The organism is Massilia sp. CT11-108 (assembly GCF_047302915.1).
GTDB lineage: Bacteria > Pseudomonadota > Gammaproteobacteria > Burkholderiales > Burkholderiaceae_D > Telluria > Telluria orientalis.
Genome location: NZ_JBKYMO010001157.1, coordinates 1 through 598 on the forward strand (window position 1 = coordinate 1; position 598 = coordinate 598).

Genomic DNA, 598 nt, shown 5'->3' on the forward strand with positions numbered 1-598 from the left:
GTCCGGCGAAGTGCACGGCAGCCTGGCCGCCGCGGCGCCGCAGGCCGGCTGGAACCTGCAGCGCAGCGTGCTCAAGCATACCGCCGACGATGGCGACCGCGCGCTCTGGCTCGACCTCGCGGGCACCCGCGGCAAGTGGAGTGGCGACGCCGACGCGTCGGGTTTCAAGGCCGATCGCCTGCAGGTCACCGCGGGCCTGGACGTGCTGCGCGGCGCCGATTATCGCCTCGGTGTCGGCGCCAGCTACGCCCATACCGACGTGTCGGCCGGCGACGATACGGGCAAGCTGCGCCAGAACAAGGTATTCGTGTATGGCGAAACCACGGTCGACGGCCTGACGTTCGACGGCATCGGCAGCGTCGGCCGCGACAAGGCCGACAGCCGGCGCGCCGATCCGCTGGCCACATCGTCCGGCCTGAGCGCGCATGCCGGCGGCAATGCGGCGCTGCTCGGCGTGGGCGTGCGCGCCGAGCGCGAACTCCTGGGCGCCAAGGTGGAGCCGTTCGCCCGGTTGACCGTGCAGCGGGTCGAACGGGACGGCCTGGCGGAAACGCCGGCATCGACGCCCGCGCCCAGGTTGACGCGATAGGTCGAGGCC

Annotated in this window: 1 protein-coding gene; it reads left to right on the forward strand. The window is 72.4% G+C overall.

Going from position 1 to position 598, the window contains the following annotated elements:
* The coding region (locus tag ACEN88_RS33715) for an autotransporter outer membrane beta-barrel domain-containing protein (protein WP_413346705.1) at positions 1-589 on the forward strand (589 nt) is incomplete at its 5' end.
* Positions 590-598 lie beyond the last annotated feature (9 nt).